This is a genomic window from Pseudoalteromonas sp. APC 3250 (assembly GCF_030407915.1).
In the GTDB taxonomy this organism is placed as follows: Bacteria; Pseudomonadota; Gammaproteobacteria; order Enterobacterales; family Alteromonadaceae; genus Pseudoalteromonas; species Pseudoalteromonas tetraodonis.
Genome location: NZ_JASDCM010000014.1, coordinates 1 through 19,048, shown reverse-complemented (window position 1 = coordinate 19,048; position 19,048 = coordinate 1). Strand labels below are relative to the sequence as shown.

26 protein-coding genes are annotated in these 19,048 nt (G+C 41.5%); 18 read left to right on the top strand and 8 right to left on the bottom strand.

The window, feature by feature from the left end:
- Nucleotides 1-96: 96 nt before the first annotated feature.
- The 8 genes from QL986_RS13835 to QL986_RS13800 form a co-directional block, all read right to left on the bottom strand.
- Nucleotides 97-1,335, bottom strand: coding sequence for an ABC transporter permease (locus QL986_RS13835; protein ID WP_013466081.1), 1,239 nt, complete (start codon nt 1,333-1,335; stop codon nt 97-99).
- A complete protein-coding gene (locus tag QL986_RS13830) occupies nt 1,328-2,035 on the bottom strand; it encodes an ABC transporter ATP-binding protein (RefSeq protein WP_008467268.1) in 708 nt (235 codons plus the stop codon). Before QL986_RS13830 ends, QL986_RS13835 begins: the two co-directional genes overlap by 8 nt.
- Nucleotides 2,035-3,201, bottom strand: coding sequence for an efflux RND transporter periplasmic adaptor subunit (locus QL986_RS13825; RefSeq protein ID WP_024602207.1), 1,167 nt, complete (start codon nt 3,199-3,201; stop codon nt 2,035-2,037). The genes QL986_RS13830 and QL986_RS13825 overlap by 1 nt, the downstream gene beginning before the upstream one ends.
- Nucleotides 3,202-3,249: 48 nt before the next feature.
- Entirely contained in the window at nt 3,250-3,960 is a 711-nt protein-coding gene (locus tag QL986_RS13820) for a YIP1 family protein (RefSeq protein WP_013466079.1), read from the bottom strand.
- 196 nt (nt 3,961-4,156) lie between these two features.
- Nucleotides 4,157-4,834 (bottom strand): TorF family putative porin, encoded by a 678-nt coding sequence (locus QL986_RS13815; protein ID WP_024602208.1) that lies wholly within the window; start codon nt 4,832-4,834, stop codon nt 4,157-4,159.
- A gap of 313 nt (nt 4,835-5,147) precedes the next feature.
- Nucleotides 5,148-6,311, bottom strand: coding sequence for a hypothetical protein (locus QL986_RS13810; protein ID WP_290191649.1), 1,164 nt, complete (start codon nt 6,309-6,311; stop codon nt 5,148-5,150).
- A 148-nt stretch (nt 6,312-6,459) separates the two neighbouring features.
- Nucleotides 6,460-6,660 (bottom strand): helix-turn-helix transcriptional regulator, encoded by a 201-nt coding sequence (locus QL986_RS13805; RefSeq protein ID WP_008115400.1) that lies wholly within the window; start codon nt 6,658-6,660, stop codon nt 6,460-6,462.
- An 8-nt stretch (nt 6,661-6,668) separates the two neighbouring features.
- Nucleotides 6,669-7,088 carry a hypothetical protein gene (locus QL986_RS13800; RefSeq protein WP_008115399.1) on the bottom strand — a complete coding sequence of 140 codons (420 nt, stop codon included), beginning with the start codon at nt 7,086-7,088 and terminating at the stop codon, nt 6,669-6,671.
- Between the two features lie 236 nt (nt 7,089-7,324).
- Between QL986_RS13800 and QL986_RS13795 the strand changes: the two genes are divergently transcribed.
- The 18 genes from QL986_RS13795 to rplQ all read left to right on the top strand — a co-directional run bounded on the left by QL986_RS13795 (nt 7,325) and on the right by rplQ (nt 18,014).
- A complete protein-coding gene (locus QL986_RS13795) occupies nt 7,325-9,262 on the top strand; it encodes an AsmA family protein (RefSeq protein ID WP_013466074.1) in 1,938 nt (645 codons plus the stop codon).
- Nucleotides 9,263-9,536: 274 nt separating this feature from the next.
- Complete coding sequence (gene rplN, locus QL986_RS13790) at nt 9,537-9,905, top strand: 50S ribosomal protein L14 (protein ID WP_008115397.1); 369 nt, start codon at nt 9,537-9,539, stop codon at nt 9,903-9,905.
- A gap of 10 nt (nt 9,906-9,915) precedes the next feature.
- Nucleotides 9,916-10,230: a 50S ribosomal protein L24 gene (gene rplX / locus QL986_RS13785; protein WP_004589210.1), complete on the top strand. Its 315-nt coding sequence runs from the start codon at nt 9,916-9,918 to the stop codon at nt 10,228-10,230.
- Nucleotides 10,231-10,246: 16 nt separating this feature from the next.
- Complete coding sequence (gene rplE / locus QL986_RS13780) at nt 10,247-10,786, top strand: 50S ribosomal protein L5 (RefSeq protein WP_010392500.1); 540 nt, start codon at nt 10,247-10,249, stop codon at nt 10,784-10,786.
- Between the two features lie 10 nt (nt 10,787-10,796).
- Nucleotides 10,797-11,102 carry a 30S ribosomal protein S14 gene (gene rpsN, locus QL986_RS13775; protein WP_006794245.1) on the top strand — a complete coding sequence of 102 codons (306 nt, stop codon included), beginning with the start codon at nt 10,797-10,799 and terminating at the stop codon, nt 11,100-11,102.
- A 21-nt stretch (nt 11,103-11,123) separates the two neighbouring features.
- Entirely contained in the window at nt 11,124-11,516 is a 393-nt protein-coding gene (gene rpsH / locus QL986_RS13770) for a 30S ribosomal protein S8 (protein ID WP_008115392.1), read from the top strand.
- A gap of 13 nt (nt 11,517-11,529) precedes the next feature.
- Nucleotides 11,530-12,063, top strand: coding sequence for a 50S ribosomal protein L6 (rplF, locus tag QL986_RS13765; protein WP_006794247.1), 534 nt, complete (start codon nt 11,530-11,532; stop codon nt 12,061-12,063).
- Nucleotides 12,064-12,072: 9 nt separating this feature from the next.
- Nucleotides 12,073-12,423 carry a 50S ribosomal protein L18 gene (gene rplR, locus QL986_RS13760; protein ID WP_008115388.1) on the top strand — a complete coding sequence of 117 codons (351 nt, stop codon included), beginning with the start codon at nt 12,073-12,075 and terminating at the stop codon, nt 12,421-12,423.
- Between the two features lie 9 nt (nt 12,424-12,432).
- On the top strand, nt 12,433-12,939 hold the full coding sequence (gene rpsE, locus QL986_RS13755; RefSeq protein WP_008115387.1) for a 30S ribosomal protein S5: 507 nt from the start codon (nt 12,433-12,435) through the stop codon (nt 12,937-12,939).
- A 3-nt stretch (nt 12,940-12,942) separates the two neighbouring features.
- Nucleotides 12,943-13,125 carry a 50S ribosomal protein L30 gene (gene rpmD, locus QL986_RS13750; protein WP_008115384.1) on the top strand — a complete coding sequence of 61 codons (183 nt, stop codon included), beginning with the start codon at nt 12,943-12,945 and terminating at the stop codon, nt 13,123-13,125.
- 4 nt (nt 13,126-13,129) lie between these two features.
- A complete protein-coding gene (gene rplO / locus QL986_RS13745; protein WP_013466073.1) occupies nt 13,130-13,564 on the top strand; it encodes a 50S ribosomal protein L15 in 435 nt (144 codons plus the stop codon).
- 10 nt (nt 13,565-13,574) lie between these two features.
- A complete protein-coding gene (gene secY, locus QL986_RS13740; protein ID WP_008115380.1) occupies nt 13,575-14,903 on the top strand; it encodes a preprotein translocase subunit SecY in 1,329 nt (442 codons plus the stop codon).
- A 22-nt stretch (nt 14,904-14,925) separates the two neighbouring features.
- Nucleotides 14,926-15,039, top strand: a complete 114-nt coding sequence (gene rpmJ / locus QL986_RS13735; RefSeq protein ID WP_002959476.1) for a 50S ribosomal protein L36 — start codon at nt 14,926-14,928, stop codon at nt 15,037-15,039.
- Nucleotides 15,040-15,164: 125 nt separating this feature from the next.
- Nucleotides 15,165-15,521 (top strand): 30S ribosomal protein S13, encoded by a 357-nt coding sequence (gene rpsM, locus QL986_RS13730; RefSeq protein ID WP_008115377.1) that lies wholly within the window; start codon nt 15,165-15,167, stop codon nt 15,519-15,521.
- A 12-nt stretch (nt 15,522-15,533) separates the two neighbouring features.
- Nucleotides 15,534-15,920 carry a 30S ribosomal protein S11 gene (rpsK, locus tag QL986_RS13725; protein WP_002959471.1) on the top strand — a complete coding sequence of 129 codons (387 nt, stop codon included), beginning with the start codon at nt 15,534-15,536 and terminating at the stop codon, nt 15,918-15,920.
- A 21-nt stretch (nt 15,921-15,941) separates the two neighbouring features.
- Entirely contained in the window at nt 15,942-16,562 is a 621-nt protein-coding gene (rpsD, locus tag QL986_RS13720) for a 30S ribosomal protein S4 (protein WP_002959461.1), read from the top strand.
- Nucleotides 16,563-16,586: 24 nt separating this feature from the next.
- Nucleotides 16,587-17,573: a DNA-directed RNA polymerase subunit alpha gene (rpoA, locus tag QL986_RS13715; RefSeq protein WP_008115371.1), complete on the top strand. Its 987-nt coding sequence runs from the start codon at nt 16,587-16,589 to the stop codon at nt 17,571-17,573.
- Nucleotides 17,574-17,612: 39 nt separating this feature from the next.
- Nucleotides 17,613-18,014 carry a 50S ribosomal protein L17 gene (gene rplQ / locus QL986_RS13710; protein ID WP_013466072.1) on the top strand — a complete coding sequence of 134 codons (402 nt, stop codon included), beginning with the start codon at nt 17,613-17,615 and terminating at the stop codon, nt 18,012-18,014.
- Nucleotides 18,015-19,048: the final 1,034 nt, after the last annotated feature.

Sequence of the window (19,048 nt, the reverse complement as noted above, 5' to 3'; positions counted from 1 at the left end):
TAGCCAATAGATAAGAGCCTATTAGGTATCCTAAAACAGTAAAAGTCAGCTATTTTAGGATACTATTTTAAGCAAACAGGTCGCTATTTTGAGTGTTTATTCATAACGTAAGGCATCAATGGGATTAAGCCTAGCTGCTTTTATTGCGGGAGCTAAACCAAATACAATACCGATTAAAGAGGTAAAACCAAACGACAGCATAATAGCCCAGCCTGGTATATAAGCGTCGGGCATGCTTGGTACAGAGAGCGAAATGAGCTCGGCAGCACCATAGCCAATGACTAAGCCAATTAAGCCTCCAAATAATGACAGCACCACAGCTTCAACTAAAAACTGCAACATAATAAACCCTGGTGTTGCACCGAGTGCTTTTAGTGTGCCGATAACACGGGTACGCTCAGTTACTGATACCAACATAATATTCATTACGCCAATACCGCCAACAACAAGACTGATACCAACAATCCCTGCGGTAATTGCTGTAGCGCTACCTGTAAATTTATCAACGTTAGCGCGTGCTTTTTCAGCTGTTTCAAATTCAAAGTCGTTTTCTTGATTGTCTTTTAGTTTATGTAATTGGCGTAAAATGCGAGTGATTTTAGCAAGTACCAATTCTTCATCACTGTCTTCTTTGAGTCTAAACATAATTTGTACATTGCTGCTGCTACTTGGACCCTCTAATGCGCTCATGGTACTGATGGGAATATTAATATAATCGTCTTGATCGAACCCCAATAAACTACCTTGTTTTTCAGCCACGCCAATAATTCTAAACCACTCGCCGCCAAGTTTAATATATTCGCCTACAGGGTTTTTTGGCAGGTTTAGCTTTTCAATAATGGATGGACCAATAAAAGCGACTCGACGGCGCTTTTCATCATCCTCTGCGCGAATAAAGCGCCCAAGTTCTGGAAAGGTTCTATACGCTTTTTGGTAATCTTGCTCTGTACCCATTACTCGTGATGAGTGGCTTTTATTTCCATATTCAGCGCCACCAGAAAAACGCCAGGTAAACATCAGTGCAGTGAGTGTTTCAGCCTCTTTTACTCGGGCTTTTAAGACTAAAAAATCGTTGTAAGTGAGTTTAGCATTTTTGCCCACCATTTCTTGTTCAATGCTGGTAAAGGGTTTAATTGTGGTTACATCAGGTGCCATATCTGCGAGTTGATCGTTAATTTGCTTAGTAAAGCCTTGCATAACGGCTACCACTGTAATAACCGCGGCAACCCCAATTATAATCCCTAAACAAGTGAGTGCGCTTCGCATGGCATTGGCTTTAATGGCCATTAGTGCTGCTTTTGTTCCTTCCATAATTGCAATAGCAGATTTAAACATGCTGTTTGTCTCCTTCACCTTTACGCACATCGCTCACTACCTTGCCATCAACTAAGCGAATAACTCGCTGGCAATGATCTGCAATTTCTTGTTCATGGGTAACTAAAATAATAGTGTGGCCTTCATTATGTAGCTCATCAAATAGCGCCATAATTTCGGTGGTGGTTTTACTGTCTAAGTTGCCAGTTGGTTCATCGCCAAGCAAAATGTGAGGCTTGGTTACAAGAGCACGGGCAATCGCAACACGTTGGCGTTGCCCACCTGACAATTGGCTAGATAAATGATCTACTTTATCGCCAAGGCCAACTCGTTTTAATGCATCAAGGGCTTTTTGTTTGCGCTGTTTAGCTGGTATAAAACGATAAACCAAAGGCTGCATCACATTTTCAAGTGCCGACGCACGCGGAAGTAAGTTAAAGCTCTGAAAAATAAAGCCAACACTTTCGTTACGCTGATGAGCGAGCTCGGTTTCTGTCATACTTTTTACAAGTTTATCTTTTAAAAAGTAATCCCCAGTAGTTGGAGTATCTAAGCAACCCAATAAGTTCATTAAAGTTGACTTACCTGAACCTGAAGGACCGATTATAGCGACATACTCGTTTTCATTAATGACCACGTTTACATCATCTAGGGCCTTAAATATTTGCTCACCCATTTTGTATTGCTTGTTAATATGCTCAAGCTTGATTACCGCCGACATTATTGCGCATCCTTGGCAGTTGTTTGCTTAACTTTTACCGTATCATTTTCTTTTAGTTTACTGATAGGACGTGCAGGGCCAATAACAATTCGCTCCCCTTTATTTAAACCTTGGGTAATTGCTTGCTCTATATCTGAAGAAATACCCACTTCTACATAGGCTTTGCTTACAGTGTTATCGTCGTTTAAACGCCATACAAACGTTTTGTCATCTTCTTTTTGTACGGCTTCGATAGGGAGCTTTAAGCCATTCACAGCAAGGCTTGTTGCGATTTCTGCACGGCAGCTCATACCTGCATATAGTTGCCTATCGGTATTATCAAGTAACACTTTCACTCGAAATGATAAACCTTGTGAACCTGCTTGGTTTTTTGCTGAGGTTCCAATGTTAATGACCTTGCCAGTGAAGGGTTGATTGGGGTACGCAGCAGCATAAATATCTGCATGCTGGTCCAATTTAATGCCAGCAATATCAGTTTCATCAACTCTGAGCTCAGCTAAAATAGCGCTTGGGTCGGCAACCAGCATTAAATCTGAGCCAATAATATTAGTGGTGCCGGCAATAACGGTTTCGCCTTCTTTAATATTTACTGAGGCGAGCAAACCACTCATTGGAGCACGAAATACACTTTTGCTAAGTCTATCTTCAGCGATTGAAAGAGAGGCTTTGGCTTGATTATAAGACTCTACTCTGGCTTCAATATCTATTTTGGCAAGGTCGCGTGCATTTTGTAAGTTCTCGTATACTTCTTGCCCTGCTAGGCCTACGTCATAAAGCTCTTTTTGACGTTTAAGCTGACGTTCAATATTCAAAAGGCGTGTTTTACTATGTTTTATTTCTATTTCGCTAGCTCGCAATACCGCTTTATTACGTGTTACTTCTGACTCAAAAGCAGTGGTATCTAAGCGCATTAAAATGTCGCCTTGTTTTACACTTTGCCCTTCTTCAACAAACACCTTGTCGACTCGTCCGGTTACCTCTGAACGTAACTGCACTTGAGTATTAAAGACTAAATTGCCAGAGGCCATAATGGAGTCTGCAATACTACCTTGCTCAACCTGTGCAACATTTACCTCTGGTGCTTTTTCATCACCAGTAATTTGCTTTGATACAACAAGAGCAATAAAAGCTGCAATTGCAAGGGTAATGATAATCGCTTTTTTCATTTTTATTTCCGTATTTATGAGTAGGCAGAAAAGTTTGCCTACATTCCTTTAAGCAACAATAATAATTGTCCAGATGCTGTAAATGATAATGGTCGGTAGCGCAGCAAAAAGAAGTGCTTTATTAAAGCTGAAATTAGTCCAACACTTTAACCCAATAGCAACCAAAGCTATGCTCCAAAGACTAAAAATACTTAAACTCTCCATCATATTATAGAAGCTATCTCCAAGCTCTAATCCCAGAAATAACTGATTTATAGACGCGTAATTGAATAAACTAATAGGTAATTCATTGTTACTGGCTGTAAGAACTAGCGCAACAACACCTAAACTTGAAATAACCATGGGCATCATGCTCCAAACACCAAAACCATACCACGCACCATAGCTATAATTAGCATCAGGGTCTTGCTTAGATATCAACATGTAATACCCAGATAGGAGTGCATTTATAAAAAGAAGGCCGAAAATACCCCCGCCAATTGCAAACCACACTTGGTTATCGAGGCTTTGCTCCATACTTTGACGGATCATTTTTTTCTCGCCGATTGTGGCATCCACACTCGCTGCAGCAACCTGCTGGTCTAAAATAAATTGTGAGTCTGCAGTGGTATAAAATGTATAAGCAGAGGCTGCAAGGGTTAGAGCGAGAAGTGCAAAAGCAAGCCAAGACCAGCCTTTAGCTTCTTTTAGCCCATTAAAAGCCTTGCTTGGGCTGATAAAAATGTCGATACAAGCAGATAGCGCGTTAGATGACTTCATGATTATTCCTTTATGATTTTCTCAATAGTGAACTATATAGTTATCAGTCATATACTAAGGTAAAAGCGAGGTAAGTTGATTTATTAATTGTAACGGTTTGTTAACAAGGTGTGGCGTGATTAGATCTAGTTAAGTTATTTAAAACGATAAAAGGGCCTTACGGCCCCTTAGTGTTGCAGCAAGTAACACATTCTTTTTATAAGCTAAAGTCGACAGCGTAGGCTACATAAGCCTTAACATCTGAGCCGTCCATGTCGTTATCAGATAGGCCAAAGGTAAAACCATCTTTAGACACTGATACACCATAATCAATAATATTGTCATCACCGATGAAATCGCCTGAGTAATGCCCTATGTGTAGCGCCATTTCAGTGCCATTGCTACCAACAGCGAAGCTGTAATCGGCGTTTAAATACAGTGAATCACCAAAATCAGTACCATCACCACTGGCAGCAGATGTTGCAAGTACGGCTGCACCAAATGTAAAACCTTGCACACTAATGCTACCGTAAACTTCTGAAAAATCAGCATCTGCACCTGATGCCGCATCTGGGTAAGCGTAATAAATATAACCTACGTCATAACTTACGTTTTCATTAATAGCGCCGCCAAAACCTGCGTATAAATCTAGTTCGTAGGTCATTTCATCGGCCCAAGACGCATTTGACGCCCAGGTACCCGCATAAAAGCCAGATTCATTAGCGTAATCAATACCACCAGATACAGCTGCATCGCCCCCAGTTTGCTCTTGTCCGCGCCATAAGTAGTTAGAAGTAGCTGCTGCATTGGCTGTTACTTCGGCAAAGGCCGTTGTTGATGCCATTCCTGTTAATGCCAATGCACTGATGAGTATTGTTTTTTGTAGTTTTAGCATGTTTCATTTCCCATTGTATGATTTTGCACGCCAAGGTTTTTATTATAAACGACTACAACCTTTTGAATGGCGGCGTATTATTAGGTTACTGCAGGGGGAATTGCACTGTATGTGCCAGCTTCCATTTATTTAATAAAAAATAAATTTTATATTATAAAACAAAGTGTTGAAATTATGCGCAAAGACGCTTTGTGAAAAGTATGTAAGGAAAGAACACACTGCTGGTGCAAAAAAAAGCCTGGCTGCACCATTAGAGCGCTACCAGGCTACCTATATTAGGGTCTGTTAAAGCTAATTGCGTTTGATATACGTCTTATCCAAAAATGGCACGCATTAGGGTAATTGTTTCGTTAACACCGCGGCCTTTTTGTACTTCGCTAATAATAGAGTCACGTTTAGCACGAATATGCTCTGGAACATCATCAGCAGCAAGAGCGCGATCCACTAAAATCTCAGCAGATTCTTTGCCTCGGCGTGGCGCTTTACTGCTGCTAGAAGTGCTACGTGTAGGTTTATTAAGTAGCTTAATGTAGTTAGAGTTATCTGCAGTATTAGTATCTGCATAGTAAAAAAAGCAAGGTATAAGCGCTTTAATGTCCACCAACTGTGTTTCTAGTTCATTACCAGCATTGGCCATTTTAAACCATGACATAGCGTGAATACTTTGTACTACATCTTGCCAGTAACGCTCAAAGTCACGGTTATTTAATTTGGTGATACCAAGTGCGGAGCAAAGTGCATCTAAGCGACTGTTACTAATTGGAGTAAACACATCAGGGCGGCGCATTGCTAATAAACGGGTGGCAGGCGCCAGAGTTGGTTTTTCATCACTACCATTAAAAGCACTCAAATAAGCAATTACAAATTGTTGGTAATTACCTAGCGCTACATCACCCTCAAGTGGAATGTTGCTGAGTGCATCGTCGAATGCGCCTGGCAAATCAGCCAGCATCTGGTGAAAACCTTTGGCGCTTTTAGTAGAGGCAAACCATTCTACATCAAAGTTATAAGTACTCGGATCGAGTGATGCCATATGCTTACCGCTAAAAGCGAGTAATTCTTCAGGGATCATATCTTTTAACGGCTTTTCACGCAGGCCTGCAATATAAGTAGTTAAACGTAGCTGCTCATCCAGTGCCACCAGTTCTTTATGTTGCTCTACAAACATACTCACTACTGGCCAAGGCGCTACCCGTAATGTTTTTAACTGTAAAAAGCTAATGGCTGAAATAAGTTGGTCATGCAGCTTTTTCAATAATGGTAATTGTGGGCTTTCGAGTAAGTCATAATTAATGCGGTCGCGGCTTGCGCTTAATAGCTCGTAACACCAACCTAAAAAGTCTTCTGGATGGTTTTCCACTTTCACAGCCATCAGGTTTAGGCTTAGCTCTGAAGATTGCTTCAGAATGTTTTGATAAATTTGACTTTCTTGCTCGCCTAATGCCATTTTTGACGGTGAAATTAGCAGTTTCTTCATGCCTTGTAGACTCTCCGGTTAGATATACTTTTTAGTCGCTTCATTTTAGCTTAAATAAGCCAGCAGCAACAGGGGCGTGCATCATACCGGAGAATACAGGGGATGCAATCTTGGTAAGTTAATTAACACAAGATTGCATTTAAAGGCTTTAATCTACTTCTTCCAGTGTAAATAATAGCTCCACAGTAGTATTAAACTGCCGAGCTATTTTCAAAGCAATGGTCACTGAAGGAGTAAAGCGTGACGTTTCTACCGTGCTAATGGTTTTGCGTGATACATTAATAGCATCAGCAAGCTCTTGCTGTGAAAGCCCTGCCTTTTTACGAAATTCAGCTATATGATTTTGCACATTAACTCCTAATCACGGCTTTGCCAAAAAATAGAAATTCCGTATGCCAAACACATAATAGCAAGGTAAAAAGTAGCCATCATGCTATGAGATATGTGTAAAGTTAGGCCTTCAGAGAATAAATAAACCGTGCCCATACTAAATAACAATGCTAATACAACATGTTTATAAGCAATAGTATCTATAGTATTTAAGTATTCATCTTTATAAGTAAGGTGATATTTCATTCTCCATGTAAAGCCACCTCTAATTACAAACATAAGGAAAGAACCAAGAAATGCGGCGCTTCCTAAAATCAGCAACGGCGCTGACGTGTTTCCGATAATTGGGTAGCCACTGATTATTAGTAAAGTGATACCCATAAACACCGAAAACCATGCGTTCTGACTCATAAGTTTTTCTTCAGTTTTAATATCTTGTTGTTTCATAAAGTCCATCCTGTGGAAGTGTTAATTTATATTTTGTAACCTGTAGGTATCAATGTAACCTGTAGGTATCATTTGGTCAATATTCTTTTGTAACCTAAAGGTATCAAAATATTTCAGTTACAATTCATATACCCACGTTAGAATGTAGGAAAGTAGATTTTTAGTTATTGGGCAATGCTTTTGGCGCTAACTCCCGCTATGATAAGAACATTATTTGCACGTTTGAAAGGATGATCATGAAGACCTTATTTAAAGTTATTGGTGTCATATTATTGCTATGCATAGCGTTAATTGTTGCTGCACCATTTTTAATTCCTACCGATACCATTTTTAATAAAGTGTCTGAGCAGGTAGAAAAAACAACTGGGCGCACATTAACGATAAAGGGAGATAAAACCCTCAGTGTATTTCCTGCATTAAAGCTGGAGCTTAATGATGTGCATTTTGCCAATATGCCCAGTGGCTCTCGCGCTGATATGGCAAGTATGCAGCAACTTGCTGTTCATATTCCTTGGCTTTCATTACTCGGTGGCGAACTAAAGCTAGAAAAGTTTGTAATTAATGAGCCTGATATTTTGCTAGAAACCGATAAAAGCGGCAAAGCAAACTGGCAGTTATTTGATGCAGTGGCCAAGCAACCAGAGCAACAAACTCAAGCGGGAGAGGCAGTCAAACTACCTGAAAACTTTGATATTCAATTAGGTGAAGTCGCTATTTATGGCGGGTCATTTACTTATTTAGATGGTCAAACGGGTGCTAAACAACAAATTAGCGATTTAGAACTGGCTATATTACTGCCTTCACTGCGTAAACAGCTTGAAGTAACCGGTGCTATTACTTATATGCAAGAGCGATTTGAGCTTGATGTAAAACTTAATACACCAGCAAAAGCGATTGAAGGCGCCACATTTAATGTAAAGCAAACGCTTAACTCACGTTTAGTAGATCTAATGTTTGATGGCAGCATAGCCAAACAAGGCCAAGACATTAAAGGACTTTTAACACTTAACGGTGATTCGGTTAAAAATATTGCTAACTGGCAAGGAGTTGACTTAAACGCTAAAAACAATGCGTTTAACGCCTTTAGCATCAATGCCGAAATGCACTTACTCGGTGAAGAGTTTAACTTAACTGAATTAGTAGCAACGCTCGATGCACTCGAGATTAAAGGTAAAAGTAAGTTAAATTTAGGCAGTCGCTTAGCTGTTAATGCTGATATTGACTTAGGCATGCTTGATTTAAATCCTTACTTACCTGAAACCGTAGCTAAAAAAGAAGTCCCAGCAAAAGACGACTCTAAGCCTGCAGAGCCAATAGTGTGGGATGATACTAAAATTGATTTAAGTGGCTTGAATGCATTAGATGCAAATGTGATTGTCCGTTCAAGTGGCTTAAAAGCGAACGATATTAAACTCGGCGCAAACCAGTTTACTGTGGCACTAAAAAATAGCGTTGCTAAATTAAGTTTAGACAGCTTTGCGGCTTATGAAGGAACAGGTAAAGGGGTGGTGACTATCAATGCTCAAAATACCCCTTATAAAATAGCAACCAACTTCGATTTAGATAAAATAGACGCACAGCCATTACTTAGCGATGCTGCAGGCTTTGATAAGCTAATGGGCAAGGGCTCTTTAAACTGGAATCTAACCACAGCAGGGCAAAGCCAAAAAACGTTTATTAACGCGCTTAATGGTAAACTAGGATTCAAGTTCGCTGATGGTGCAGTTAAGGGAGCAAACGTAGCAGAAATGGTGCGTAAGGGTAAAGAGCTAGTTAAAGGCAATTTTAATGCCGTGTCTGAGGGATTAGATACAGGATTTGAAGAATCTGAGAAAACCGATTTCTCTGCACTTTCTGGTAGTTTTAACTTTACCAATGGCGTAGGCAAAAATACTGATTTATCGTTGATCAGCCCTTTAATACGCATTTCAGGTGAAGGAGACGTTGATTTACCGCAAACTCAGGTTAATTACCGCCTAGTAACAGGTTTAGTTGATTCTATTGAAGGTCAAGGTACTACCGATGATAGCACTGGCTTTAAAATTCCCCTGAGGATAAAAGGCCCATTTCATGATGTTGGCATAAAATTAGATATAGGCAGTGCGGTTAAAGACGAAGCAAAAGAAAAAGCTAAAGACAAAATTAAAGACAAATTAAAAGGTCTGTTTGGCTAATTTTAATTACTGATATAAAACAAGGCACCGTAAAGGTGCCTTGTTTGTTTTATAACCACCTGTAATTTAGATAGATAGCATAAAAAACCAGTTTCTAATTTATCGTCCGCATTAAATTAATTAAAAAATAACCTACCACTCCCCCCTCAATGCTGATACAATTGCCCGCCCTTAAGAGGCATCTAGTATGTTTTTTGAGTGGAATTCAATCGAAATGTCTTGATTTTAAACAAATTTAAGACAAGTTGTAATTACTACACCGGAGGTCATTAACATGATCCAAATGCAAACTCAGCTGGAAGTTGCTGATAACAGCGGCGCTCGCAAAGTGCAGTGTATAAAAGTCCTTGGTGGTTCACACCGTCGCTATGCAGCGATTGGCGATATCATTAAAGTTTCTGTAAAAGAAGCGATTCCTCGCGGTAAAGTGAAGAAAGGTGATGTTAAAAACGCGGTAGTTGTGCGTACCAAAAAAGGCGTTCGTCGTCCAGACGGTTCATTGATCCGTTTCGACAGCAATGCGGCTGTTATCTTAAATGATAACTTGCAGCCTATTGGTACTCGTATTTTCGGCCCTGTGACTCGCGAACTTCGTAATGAAAAGTTCATGAAAATCGTTTCACTAGCCCCAGAAGTACTGTAAGGAGTCTATCATGGCAGCAAAAATCCGTCGTGATGACGAAGTAATCGTACTAGCAGGTAAAGACAAAGGTAAGCGCGGCAAAGTGCTTTCAGTTGTAACCGAGTCTGGTCGAGTATTTGTCGAAGGCATTAACTTAATCAAGAAACACCAAAAGCCGGTTCCACAGTTGAACCAAGCTGGCGGTATTGTTGAGAAAGAAGCGTCTATCGACGTATCAAACGTTGCGATCTACAACTCGGAAACGAGCAAAGCAGATCGTGTAGGTTTCAAGATTGAAGATGGTAAGAAATTACGTATCTTTAAATCTACTGGTAAAACTATCTAATAGTTGGAGTAGAATGATGGCGAAACTGCATGAAGTATATAAAGACAAAGTAGTTGCTGAACTTCAAGAGAAGTTTGGTTTCAGCTCTGTCATGCAAGTCCCTCAGATCGAGAAGATCACATTAAATATGGGTGTGGGCGAAGCCTTAGCTGACAAGAAGATTTTAGATAACGCTGTTGCGGATCTAGAAGCTATCTCTGGTCAGAAACCTTTAATCACTAAAGCACGCAAATCTGTTGCTGGCTTCAAAGTGCGTGAAGGTTACCCGATTGGTTGTAAAGTAACCCTACGCGGCGAGCGTATGTGGGACTTTTTTGAGCGTTTGGTTTCAATCGCTATCCCACGTATCCGTGACTTCCGTGGTGTAAGTGCTAAGTCTTTTGATGGACGTGGTAACTACAGCATGGGCGTACGTGAACAAATCATCTTCCCAGAAATTGATTATGATAAAGTAGACCGTGTACGCGGTATGGATATCACAATCACTACATCTGCGAAATCAGATGAGGAAGGCCGTGCGTTGTTAGAAGCGTTTAACTTCCCATTCAAGAAATAAGGGTAGGGTTATGGCAAAGAATTCTATGAAAGCGCGCGAAGCAAAGCGCACTAAACTAGTTGCTCAGTACGCTGAAAAGCGTGCAGCACTAAAAGCTATCATCAGTGATGTTAATACATCTGAAGATGATCGTTGGGACGCGGTACTTAAGCTACAAGCTTTACCTCGTGATTCTAGCCCTGCACGTCAACGTAATCGTTGTAACATTACGGGCCGCCCACATGGTTTCCTTCGCAAATTCGGCATGAGCCGTATTAAAGTTCGCGAAGCAGCTATGCGCGGTGAAATTCCTGGCCTTAAAAAGGCTAGCTGGTAATAGAATCATGGGAGTAAGACTATGAGCTTGCAAGATCCTATCGCGGATTTATTTACACGAATCCGTAACGGTCAGTCAGCGAAGAAAGTATCTGTAACGATGCCTAATTCGAAACTGAAAGTAGCAGTAGCTAATGTATTAAAAAATGAAGGTTACATCGCAGACTTCGCAGTAAGTGGTGATGTTAAACCTGAGCTTTCTATCGAGTTAAAGTACTTCGAAGGCAAAGCTGTTATTGAAAATATCCAGCGTGTAAGTCGCCCTGGTCTACGTATCTATAAGAGACGTGACGAATTACCGAAGGTAATGGGTGGTTTAGGTATCGCTATCGTATCAACTTCTAAAGGCCTAATGACAGACCGCGCAGCACGTAGTGCAGGCGTTGGTGGTGAAATCATTGGTTTTGTAGCTTAATCGGAGGGGAACTATGTCTCGCATAGCAAAGGCACCAATAAACGTTCCTGCCGGTGTAGAAGTTACATTAAAAGGCCAGGAAATCACAGTTAAAGGCAAAAACGGTGAACTTACTCGTACAATCAACGATGCAGTTGAAGTACAAGTTAACGACAACGTTATTACAACTTTACCTCGTGAAGGCGTAGCCAATGCATGGGCACAAGCAGGTACTGCTCGCGCTCTAATCAACAACATGGTTGTTGGTACGCATGAAGGTTACGAGAAGAAACTTCAGTTAGTAGGTGTTGGTTACCGTGCTGCAGCTAAGGGCAAAGTTTTAGACTTAACTCTTGGTTTCTCGCACCCAGTTAATTTCGCAGTTCCTGAAGGAATTACGATTGAAACTCCAAGCCAAACAGAAGTTCTAGTTAAGGGCGTAGACAAGCAGTTAGTTGGTCAAACAGCTGCTAACATTCGTGCATACCGTAAACCTGAGCCTTATAAAGGTAAAGGTGTTCGTTATTCAGATGAGAATGTACGCCGTAAAGAGGCTAAGAAGAAGTAAGGTAAGACGATGGATAAAAAAACAGCTCGTCTACGTCGTGCTAAACGCACTCGTAGAAATTATATTGAACAAGGCACAACGCGTCTTGTTATCCACCGCACGCCACGTCACATTTACGCTCAAGTTGTAAACGCTGAGGGTAATGTACTGGCTGCTGCTTCTACTGTTGAGAAAGCTATTAGCGAAACAGTTAAAGGCACAGGCAACGTTGCAGCTGCACAAGCAGTTGGTAAAGCGGTTGCTGAACGTGCGGCTGACAAAGGCATCGAAAAGATTGCTTTTGATCGCAGTGGCTTTAAATATCACGGCCGTGTGAAGGCGCTAGCTGATGCTGCGCGTGAAGCCGGTTTGCAATTCTAGGAGTAGACAATGGCTAACGTAGAAGCAAAGCAACAACAGCCTGATTTAGCTGAAAAGCTAATCGCGGTGAACCGTGTGTCTAAAGTAGTTAAAGGTGGTCGTATCTTTAGCTTTACTGCACTAACTGTAGTTGGTGATGGCGCAGGTAAAGTAGGTTTCGGTTATGGTAAAGCACGTGAAGTTCCAGCTGCTATTCAAAAAGCAATGGAAAAAGCACGTCGTAACATGATCAACGTAGACCTAAATGGCAACACATTACAGCATCCTGTTAAAGGACGTCATGCTGGCTCACAAGTGTTTATGAAACCAGCATCTGAAGGTACTGGTATCATTGCAGGTGGTGCTATGCGTGCAGTACTTGAAGTGACTGGTGTGCAGAACGTACTTTCTAAATGTTACGGTTCTACTAACCCGATCAACGTTGTACGTGCAACGATCTCAGCTCTTGAGAACATGAATTCTCCTCAGTCGATCGCTGCAAAACGTGGTCTTCGAGTAGATGAGATTTTGGGGTAAACCATGGCTAATAAAACTGTAAAAGTAACACAAGTAAAAAGCTCTATCGGTCGTTTACCGAAGCATAAAGCTACATTACGCGGTCTTGGTTTACGTCGTATCAATCACACTGTTGAGTTAGAAGACACAGCATGTGTACGTGGTATGATTAACCAGGTTTATTACATGGTTAAGGTAGAGGGGTAATTCGATGCATTTGAATACACTTTCACCTGCTGCAGGTTCAAAAACTGCTCCAAAACGTGTTGGTCGTGGTATCGGTTCTGGTCTTGGTAAGACTGGTGGCCGTGGTCACAAAGGTCAAAAATCACGTTCTGGCGGTAAAGTACGCGTTGGTTTCGAAGGCGGTCAAATGCCTATGCAACGTCGTCTACCTAAGTTCGGTTTCACTTCTCGCAAATCATTAGTATCTGCAGAAATTAACCTATACGAAATCGCTAAAGTTGAAGGCGATGTGGTAGACCTAAGCGCGTTACAAGCAGCTGGTCTAGTTAAAAAGAACGTTCAGTTCGTTAAAGTTGTTAAATCTGGCGAAGTTTCACGCGCTGTTACCGTTAAAGGCCTTAAGGCTACTAAAGGTGCACGCGAAGCTATCGAAGCTGCCGGAGGCAAGGTAGAAGACTAAGGAAGTACTAATGGCTAAACCAGGTCAAGATACACAAAGTGCACAAGGTGGACTTTCGGAATTGAAGCGCCGATTACTCTTCGTATTGGGTGCTATCATAATTTACCGTCTAGGTTCATTTGTGCCGATCCCTGGGATTGACGCCGCTGTACTTGCCGATTTCTTCGAGCAACAAAAGGGCACCATTGTTGAGATGTTCAACATGTTTAGCGGTGGTGCGCTTGAGCGAGCTTCAGTGTTAGCACTGGGTATCATGCCGTATATCTCGGCTTCGATTATTACGCAACTATTAACGCATATGTATCCGCCGTTTATAGAGCTTAAGAAAGAAGGTGAGCAAGGGCGTAAAAAGATAAGCCAGTACACACGCTACGGCACGCTTGTGCTTGCTACTATCCAATCAATCGGTATTGCCACAAGCTTACCGGGCATGATGAACGGGTTAGTTGTTAACCCAGGTATGGGATTCTATTTCACCGCAGTGGTGAGTTTAGTAACCGGTACTATGTTCCTTATGTGGTTGGGCGAACAGATAACAGAACGTGGTATCGGTAACGGTATCTCAGTTCTAATATTTGTTGGTATTGTAGCTAACCTGCCGTCTGCTATTGGTTCGACAGCCGAAATGGCGCGCCAAGGTGATTTGAATGTTTTTGTACTGTTGATGGTTGCGGTTATAGTATTCGCTGTTACTTATCTTGTTGTATTCTTTGAACGTGGACAACGACGTATCGTTGTTAACTACGCCAAACGTCAACAAGGTCGTCAAGTATTTGCTGCTCAAAGCACGCATTTACCTCTGAAAGTAAATATGGCGGGTGTTATTCCACCAATCTTCGCTAGCAGTATAATTCTGTTCCCTGGTACAATTGCAAGCTGGTTCGGCCAGGGTGAAGGTCCGGTTGCTGATGTGCTACAAGCAATTGCTACAACGTTGACTCCAGGTCAGCCTTTGTATGCAATGGTTTTAGCTGCGGCTATCATCTTCTTCTGCTTTTTCTACACAGCGTTGGTTTTTAACCCGCGTGAAACGGCAGACAACCTGAAAAAATCTGGCGCATTTATCCCAGGTATTCGTCCAGGTGAGCAGACATCTAAATACATTGATAAAGTGATGACACGCCTGACATTGGCAGGTGCTTTGTATATAACCTTTATCTGTCTGGTGCCCGAATTCATGACTATGGCATGGCAAACGCCATTCTATTTCGGCGGTACATCAATTTTGATTATCGTTGTAGTAATCATGGACTTTATGGCACAAGTACAGACGCATCTGATGTCACATCAGTATGATTCTGTGCTGAAAAAAGCGAACCTTAAAGGCTACGGTCGATAAGGTCAGTTTACGGAGTTGAGCAATGAAAGTACGTGCTTCCGTTAAGAAAATATGCCGTAACTGTAAAGTTATTAAACGTGCTGGTGTAGTACGCGTAATTTGCAGTGAGCCTAAGCATAAGCAAAGGCAAGGCTAAGTAAACAGTCGTGCAGGCTGAGGTTTCTCGGCCTGTGTTTTTAGTTGTGATTTGGTCTTCGTTTGAGTATCCTTACGGGCTTTTCAAACAGATGATTACCAAATTCAAATATAGGAGATGTGTTAGTGGCCCGTATCGCTGGCATTAACGTCCCTGATCATAAACATGCAGTTATTGGTTTAACAGCTATTTATGGCATAGGTAAGACTCGCTCTAAGGCTATCTTAGAAGCGACTGGTATCGCCGAGACCACAAAAATCGGTGAACTTTCAGACGAAACACTTGACGTATTGCGTGAAGCAGTTGGCAAGTACACTGTAGAAGGTGACCTTCGTCGTGAAGTTACTTTGAATATCAAGCGCCTTATGGACCTTGGTTGTTTCCGTGGCCTACGTCACCGTCGCTCTTTACCACTTCGTGGTCAAAGAACAAAGACTAACGCGCGTACCCGTAAGGGTCCTCGTAAGCCTATTAAGCGATAAGGGGATAGTAAAATGGCTAAGACACCAATTCGTCGTAAAAAGGTTAAAAAGCAAGTTGCTGATGGTATGGCTCATGTTCATGCGTCTTTCAACAACACTATTGTAACAATTACCGACCGTCAAGGTAATGCACTATCATGGGCTACTGCCGGTGGTTCAGGTTTCCGTGGTTCACGTAAATCTACTCCATTTGCTGCTCAGGTTGCTGCAGAGCGTGCAGGTACTGCTGCTCAAGAATACGGTTTAAAAAATCTAGAAGTTTTCATCAAAGGTCCAGGTCCAGGTCGTGAATCTGCTGTACGTGCTTTGAATGCTGCTGGTTACCGTATCACCAACATTACTGACGTGACGCCAATACCACACAATGGTTGTCGTCCACCGAAGAAACGTCGCGTTTAACAATAGGTTAGGAGAAATAACATGGCAAGATATTTGGGCCCTAAGCTCAAGCTGAGTCGTCGTGAAGGTACTGACCTGTTCCTTAAGAGCGGCGTAAGAGCTATCGACTCTAAGTGTAAACTTGAGACTGCACCTGGTCAGCACGGCGCTCGTAAAGGACGCTTATCTGATTACGGTTTACAATTACGTGAAAAGCAAAAAGTACGTCGTATCTACGGTGTATTAGAAAAGCAATTCCGTAACTACTACAAAGAAGCTGCTCGCCTTAAAGGTAATACAGGTGAAAACTTGTTACAGCTTTTAGAGCAACGTTTAGACAATGTTGTATATCGCATGGGTTTTGCTAGCACACGCGCTGAAGCACGTCAGTTAGTAAGCCACAAAGCGATTCTAGTTAATGGTCGTGTTGTGAACATTCCTTCATACGTAATTACTCCAGAAGATACTGTTGTAATCCGTGAGAAGTCTAAGACACAAGCACGTATCATCGCTGCTCTAGAGTTGGCTGAGCAACGTGAAAAGCCGACTTGGGTTGAAGTTGACGGTAAGAAATTGGAAGGTAGCTTCAAGCGCCTACCTGAGCGTTCAGATCTGTCTGCGGACATTAATGAACAACTAATCGTCGAACTTTACTCTAAGTAAAGTTAAGAGTTAAGAGAGGATAAAATGCAGGGTTCTGTTACAGAATTTCTAAAACCAAGGTTAGTCGATATCGACGCTATAAACCCAACGCGTTCTAAAGTAGTTTTAGAACCACTCGAGCGTGGCTTTGGTCACACTTTGGGTAATGCCTTACGCCGTATACTGTTATCATCTATGCCTGGATGTGCAGTAACTGAAGTTGAAATCGACGGTGTATTGCATGAGTACAGCGCGAAAGAAGGCGTACAAGAAGACATCATTGAAATACTACTAAACCTTAAAGGTCTAGCGGTAACGTTAGAAGGCAAAGATGAAGTTTTTCTGACCCTGACTAAATCTGGTGTAGGCCCTGTGACTGCGGCAGATATTCAGCACGATGGCGATGTAACAATTGCTAACCCAGATCATGTTATTTGTAATTTAACTACAAATAACAGCGAGATCAGCATGCGTATTCGTGTTGAGCGTGGTCGTGGTTATGTGCCGGCATCTAGTCGTTTATCCTCTGATGACGATGAGCGTCCAATTGGTCGATTGCTGCTTGATGCATCATTCAGCCCAGTTGAACGTATTGCGTACTCGGTTGAATCAGCCCGTGTTGAGCAACGTACAGACTTAGACAAGTTAATCATTGATATGGAAACAAACGGCACTTTAGATCCTGAAGAAGCGATCCGCCGTGCGTCTACTATCTTAGCTGAGCAACTAGATGCATTCGTAGATTTACGCGATGTAACTGAGCCAGAAGAGAAAGAAGAGAAGCCAGAATTCGATCCTATTCTACTTCGTCCAGTTGATGATCTTGAACTAACAGTACGTTCAGCAAACTGTTTGAAAGCCGAGCAAATTCAATATATCGGTGATTTAGTTCAGCGCACTGAAGTTGAGCTTCTTAAAACGCCTAATTTAGGTAAGAAGTCTCTAACTGAAATAAAAGACGTGCTAGCTTCACGTGGTCTTTCTCTAGGTATGCGCCTAGAAAATTGGCCGCCTGCAAGCCTAGCTGAATAATCTAAATCACTATATTAGTTTAGTTAGAAGGATAGGGTCATGCGCCATCGTAAGAGTGGTCGTCAATTAAACCGTAACAGTAGCCATCGTAAAGCGATGTTCAGCAATATGGCAGGTTCTTTGGTGAAACATGAAATCATCAAAACTACTTTGCCTAAAGCGAAAGAGTTACGCCGTGTAATTGAACCTTTAATCACACTGGCTAAGACTGACAGCGTAGCAAATCGCCGTTTAGCATTTGCCCGCACGCGTGATAATGAAGTAGTTGGTAAATTGTTCAGCGAAATCGGTCCTCGTAATACAGACCGTCCAGGTGGTTACACTCGTATTCTTAAGTGTGGCTTCCGTGCTGGTGATAATGCACCAATGGCTTATATTGAACTAGTTGGTCGCCCAGCGGCGAGCGAAGAAGTTCAAGAAGACGCACAGTCTGCAGAGTAAGTCTTTAAAGAGACACCAAAAAGCCGAGCTTATGCTCGGCTTTTTAATACCTAAAATTTATCACACGGTAATAGGGTCGCGACAAGTCCTCCCCAATTTTTTTATCAATAATAAACAACAGCCCCATATCAATAAAGGCAGTCTATTTGCTACTAACAGAAAAATAGTTCGCTTATTTAAATACTTTCTTCATGTTACCCCTGACCTATATATGCTATTTAGCTATGATTGGTAAAAATAAGCTAATTATATAACTTAAGGTTGTGATTAACGTCATAGGTTGAAACAGTAAATACATAAGTAAAGAAAGCCTTATCTATATGCTATGTTTTTTGCCAAATGCCCTTAGTGTTCTACTAGCTAAAATAGTTATAGCAAGAAATCGGATGCTATTTGCAAGCGATTTCAACATCAACATCAACACGTTATCATTAAAAAATAACTTATAACCTCATTTGAAGCTAAATATGCTTGAGTTTAGTTGTCTTTTTAAGCGTTTAGTTGTAATTTTGTTCGAACAGTCATTTATTTCAAGTTTTCTTCAAAAAAGGGTTGATCTGTTTTCGGATCTCCCTATAATGCGACCCCACTGAGACGGCAGAGCGCAACGCATAGCGAGGCACGAGCTACTCAGAGAGTTAAGTAAAACTTGAGTTTAAATCATCGCAAGAAAGTTTAAAATTAAGTGTTGACAAAAAAATAGGAAAGCGTAATATGCGCAGCCCTAGCGAGATAAAGTTAAGCGCTTTAATCGCAACGTTCTTTAACAATATAAAGCAATCATCTGTGTGGGCACTCGTACAGATTGAGTTCTAACAGCCAAGCTACTTAGGTAGTGAGGCAAGCAAATTTAGAGTCTCAATTGAAACTGAGTGACCAACAGCAATAACTACTTAGGTAGTAATTGCAGCACAGTCAATTCAATATCGAAAGATATTAAATAAATTCAGAATTCATTGAGCTGTCGAAAGACATAAAACTTTTTAATTGAAGAGTTTGATCATGGCTCAGATTGAACGCTGGCGGCAGGCCTA